General features: G+C 61.8%; 3 protein-coding genes. All 3 read right to left on the minus strand.

Features of this window, described 5'->3' with window-relative positions; genetic code table 11:
* Positions 1–96 precede the first annotated feature (96 nt).
* Genes QMX98_RS32805 through QMX98_RS32815 form a run of 3 tightly spaced genes read right to left on the minus strand, consistent with a single transcriptional unit; the run spans position 97 to position 3,971 of the window.
* Entirely contained in the window at positions 97–1,122 is a 1,026-nt protein-coding gene (locus tag QMX98_RS32805; RefSeq protein WP_282411992.1) for a putative 2-aminoethylphosphonate ABC transporter substrate-binding protein, read from the minus strand.
* A 48-nt stretch (positions 1,123–1,170) separates the two neighbouring features.
* The gene (locus QMX98_RS32810; RefSeq protein WP_282411993.1) at positions 1,171–2,895 is read right to left on the minus strand and encodes a putative 2-aminoethylphosphonate ABC transporter permease subunit; all 1,725 of its coding nucleotides are present in this window, start codon (positions 2,893–2,895) and stop codon (positions 1,171–1,173) included.
* A complete protein-coding gene (locus tag QMX98_RS32815) occupies positions 2,895–3,971 on the minus strand; it encodes a putative 2-aminoethylphosphonate ABC transporter ATP-binding protein (protein WP_010466754.1) in 1,077 nt (358 codons plus the stop codon). Before QMX98_RS32815 ends, QMX98_RS32810 begins: the two co-directional genes overlap by 1 nt.
* Positions 3,972–4,158: the final 187 nt, after the last annotated feature.

Genomic DNA, 4,158 nt, shown 5'->3' on the forward strand with positions numbered 1-4,158 from the left:
AGCCTCGCTCCTGCAGGGTTGCGCGTTATCACAAACGACACCAACCCTGTAGGAGCGAGGCTTGCCCGCGAAGAGGCTCTTCAGCCGATAGAGATCTTACTTGGCAGCCACTTTCTCGGACTTGCCGTCATACCGCTTGCGCCACTCGCTCAGGATTTCGTCGCGATTCTTCGACGCCCAGGCAAAGTCGTTCTTGATCAAACGCTGCTCATAATCCGCCGGCAATTCGGTCTGCGGCTTGGCAATCCCCGGTTGCGCGAGCACCGCGAAGTTCTCTTTATAAAGCTCCATCGCCGCCGGGCTGGCCGAGAAGTCAGCCAGTTTCTTCGCCGCCGCTTCGTGTGGTGTGCCCTTGATCACAGCGGTCGCTTCGATCTCCCAGCCCAGGCCTTCCTTCGGCAGGATGATGTCCAGCGGTGCGCCCTGACGCTTCAGCTGAACCGCCGGGTATTCAAAGGAAATGCCGATCGGGAATTCACCCGAAGCCGCCAGCTTACAAGGCTTGGAACCGGAGTGAACGTACTGGCCGATGTTCTGGTGCAGGTCGTCCATGTACTGCCAGCCCTGCTTCTCGCCGAAGGTTTGCAGCCAGGCGCTGACGTCGAGGAAACCGGTGCCGGACGAGGCCGGGTTGGGCATCACGATCTTGCCTTTGTACTCAGGCTTGGTCAGGTCCTGCCAGCTGACCGGCTTGGTCAAACCCTGCTTTTCGGCTTCGACGGTGTTGAAGCAAATGGTCGCCGCCCAGACGTCCATGCCGACCCACGCGGGTGGATTGGCGGCATCGCGGTAGTTGCCGCCGATCTTGCCCAGGTCCTTCGGCGCGTAGCTTTGCAGCATGCCTTGCTGATCGAGGATCGCCAGGCTCGACGCCGCCAGGCCCCAGACCGCATCAGCCTGTGGGCGGGCTTTTTCGGCCAGCAGTTTGGCAGTGATAATCCCCGTGGAGTCGCGCACCCACTTGATCTCGACGTCCGGGTTAGCCTTTTCGAAGGCTTCTTTGTAAGTCTTCAGTTGCTCGGCTTCGAGGGCGGTGTACACCGTCAACTCGGTTGGCGCCGCGAAGGCGTTCAGGCTGAAAGCGGTGAGGACAGCAGCGGCCAGGGCCATAGGCTTGAACATGATCTTTTCCTGTTTGAGTTGAGGGTTTGGTCTTTTATGGGGACAGATTTATTTACCAGGAGCGGTCTGCCGCCAGGCCTGGGAACGGCGCAGCAAGCCGCGCGAGGCCCAGGCCAGCAGCAGGGACACGCCTGCCGAAGTGAACAGAATCAGGGTCGACATCGCCGCCGCGCCGCCGACGTTGCCGGCGTCGTCCATGTTCAGCACCGCCACCGCAGCGAGGATGGTGTCGGGGCTGTAGAGGAAGATCGCGGCTGAAACGGTGGTCATGGCCGAGACGAACAGGTAGCGCACGATGTCCAGCAGCGCCGGCAGGCAGATCGGCACAGTGACCCGCAGGTAGTGCCGATACAGCGGCGCCTTGAGTGACAACGCGGCGGCCTCGAACTCGGCGTCGAGTTGGCGCAGCGCCGTGGTCGCGGTCATTTGTGCGGTGGTCAAATAGTGAGCAATGGTGCAGACCACCACCAGCGTCATGGTCCCGTAGAGCACATGCAGCGGGTTGCCGCTGAGGTTGAAGAAGAAAACGTAACCCAGGCCCAGCACCAGCCCCGGCACCGCCATCGGTACGAAACTGAGCATGCGCAAGGTCAGGTTCAGTCCGCGCTGGCCTTTGGTTTTCTCCATCAGGTAGGCGCCGGTGAAGATCAGCACGCTGCCGATCAACGCCGTGCACAAAGCCATTTTTACGCTGTTGCCATAGGCCAGCCAGCCGCCGCCCGCGGTGTCGCTGAACTGGTAATGGTTGAGCGACAGCGACAGGTTGTACGGCCAGAATTTCACCAGCGAGGAGAACACCGCCATGCCGAACACCAGTAGCAACACCGCGCAGATCAGCAACACGATGGCCAGATAACAACCGTCCCGCCGCTTCGACGGCGCGGGTTTGAAGACTTGGGCGCGGCCGCTCATGGCGTCGCCGTGACGTCGACGCAACCAGGCATCGACTGCAAAACTGAAGAGTGCCGGCAGCAGCAGGACCATGCCGATCAACGCGCCGCGACCGAATTGCTGCTGGCCGACCACGGCCTTGTAGGCTTCCAGCGCCAGCACTTGATAGTCGCCACCGACCACCACGGGCACGCCGAAGTCAGTGATGGTCAAGGTGAACACCAGGCAGAACGCCGCGAACACGGCCTGACGGGTCGCTGGCCAGGTGATGCTGCGAAAGGCTTTCGCCGGACTGGCGCCCATGCTGGAGGCGGCATCGAAGAGTCGCGCATCCGCCAGGGAAAGCGCCGACAGAAGAATCATCAGCGCGTGTGGGAAGGTGTAAATGACCTCGCCCAGAACAATGCCCCAGAAACCGTAGATATTGTCCGAGAGCAAGCCGCGCAACATGCCCTGATTGCCGAACAGATAAACCAGCGCAATCCCCGGCAGCATCGACGGCGCCATCAGCGGCAACAACGAAATTGCGCGCCAGATGCCTTTGCCGGGAATCAACGTGCGTTGCAATGCGTAGGCAAACAGGTAGGCCAGCGGTACGACAATCGCCGCCACGCTGAGGGAAACTTTCAGGCTATTGCCGAGCAACCAGTGGAAGTTCGCACTGGTCACCAATTCACGCGCAGCCACCAGGCCTCCGCCCTGCCCGGCCTCGGAACTGAAACCGCGCCAGAAGATCGCCAGCAACGGCATCAACACCGCGAGGCCGAGCAACACCAATAAAAGGAGTTTGCCGCCGACCACGAACACCCGGTCGCCGATCTCGGCACGGGAGGTCTGCCGAACCTGCTTGTGCGGTATCGGCAGCGCGATGTTCGCGCTCATCAGGCAAACACCTGCAGGCTGCGCGGGGGCAAGGCGACCATGATCTGCTGCGCACCGAGGCGCGGCATGGCTTCCGGTGCCAGTTCGGCCAGCAATGCGTGGCCGGGCAGTTGATCGAGTTCGAAGCTCATGCGGCAGCGGTTGCCGAGAAAGGTGATCTCGCGAACCTTGGCCGGGAACAGGTTTTCTTCATGCACCGGCGGGTTGACGTTGATCGCTTCCGGTCGGCAAAACAGACGGCCCGACGTGGTTTTAGCGCTGCCATCCGCCAGGCGCATGCTCATCCCGCCGACCTGGGCGTGGCTGTCACTGCTGCGGCTGAATGGTAGCCAGTTGCCCTGGCCGACAAACTCCGCCACAAACGGCGTGGCCGGGCGGTCGTAGATGTCCTGCGGCGTGGCGTACTGCTCGACCTTGCCGTTGTTCATCACGGCGATGCGGTCGGCCATCAGCATGGCCTCGTCCTGATTGTGCGTGACCATCAGGGTGGTGACGCCGAGGTTGCGCTGCAGTTGGCGCAGTTCTGTGCACAAATGCTCGCGAACCCGGGCGTCGAGGGCCGACATCGGTTCGTCCAGCAGCAACAACGATGGCGCCGGCGCCAATGCCCGAGCCAGCGCGACACGTTGCTGTTGGCCGCCGGACAACTGGCCGGGGTACTTTTTCTCGCTGCCGGTCAGGCCGACCAGTTCCAGCATCTGACCGACACGTTTGCGCACTTCATCGCGACCACTGCCGGCGAGGCCGTAGGCAATGTTCGCTTCGACGGTGAGGTTGGGGAACAGCGCGTAGGACTGAAAGAGAATGCCGTAGTCCCGGGCCTGGGGTGCCAGGTGGGAAACGTCGCGATCGCCGAGGTACAACTCGCCGCTGTCCTGTTTCTCCAGGCCGGCGATGCAACGCAGCAACGTGGTTTTGCCACAGCCGGACGGGCCCAGCAGGCACACCAATTCACCGGCCGCCACGTCGAGGGAAACATTGTCCAGCGCGGTGAAGGCGCCAAAGCGTTTCTGCACACCGCGCACTTTCATCGGGGCGCCGGGGTTGGTCAGGGCAGTTGCGATCGAGTGGTTCATGGACAGGCCTCATCAAGCAGATGAAGCCCATCCTAGGTTTGTAATGCGTCCGTCATGTGGCAGTGAGGCAAAATCGGCTGATAGTGGTATTCAAGAATTTGGGTTGGATACGTTGGCGCACTGACGGACGCCTTCGCGGGCAAGCCTCGCTCCTACAGGGGAATGCGATCACCTGTAGGAGCGAGGC

The sequence above is a fragment of the Pseudomonas sp. PS02303 genome (assembly GCF_029959925.1).
Lineage (GTDB): Bacteria > Pseudomonadota > Gammaproteobacteria > Pseudomonadales > Pseudomonadaceae > Aquipseudomonas > Aquipseudomonas mandelii.